Raw genomic sequence first — 817 nt, forward strand, 5'->3', positions numbered from 1 at the left:
AGCGCGTCAACTCGGCTGCCAGAATGACCGGGGAATCGCGTATTCTGTCAGGTGTGGGAAGTCGGGTGGTGAAGCGGGCGTACCGCTACCGTTTCTACCCGACCCCCGGCCAGATGGAGAACCTCGCGAAAACGTTCGGCTGTGTCCGCTACGTCTACAACCGGGCACTTGCCGAACGGCACCGGGCGTGGTCCCAGGAACAGCGGCGGATCAGCCATGCGGAAACCGATCTGATGCTCACCGGGTGGAAACGGGACCCGGATACTCTGTGGTTGGCCGAGCCGTCGAAAGGCCCGCTACAGGCCGCGCTGCGGAATCTCCAAACCGCCTACGTGAACTTTTGGGGAAAACGGGCCGGCTACCCGATGTTCAAGCGGAAGGGGAAGACGAACGATGCGGCTACCTACTTCCGGCACTGTTTCACGTTCCGGGACGGGCAGCTGAAGCTGGCGAAGCAGGCCGCGCCGCTGCGGATCGTCTGGTCCCGTCCGTTCCCGGACGGCGCGGTGCCGTCGCGGGTGACGGTGTCCCGGAACAGTCGGGGCCAGTATCACGTGTCGATCCTGGTGGACTGCCCGATCGAGGCGCTGCCGGCGGCGGACGGGCAGGTCGGGGTGGACGCGGGCATCACGTCGCTGGTCACGCTGTCCACCGGGGAGAAGATTGCGAACCCGCGGCACGAGCGGACCGACCGGGCCCGGCTGGTCCGGGCGCAGCGGGAACTGTCCCGGAAGAAGAAGGGCTCCGCGAACCGGGCGAAGGCCCGGCTGAAGGTCGCGAGGATCCACGGTCGGATCGCCGACCGGCGGCGGGATCA

The 817-nt window shown here is 67.1% G+C and carries 1 protein-coding gene; it reads left to right on the forward strand.

The genetic code is table 11. From position 1 onward, the window contains the following. Positions 1–65 precede the first annotated feature (65 nt). Positions 66–817: RNA-guided endonuclease InsQ/TnpB family protein (locus tag G6R24_RS21195; RefSeq protein ID WP_163550869.1), on the forward strand; the 752-nt coding region annotated here is incomplete at its 3' end.

This window comes from Candidatus Frankia nodulisporulans (assembly GCF_902806475.1).
Classification (GTDB): domain Bacteria; phylum Actinomycetota; class Actinomycetes; order Frankiales; family Frankiaceae; genus Frankia; species Frankia umida.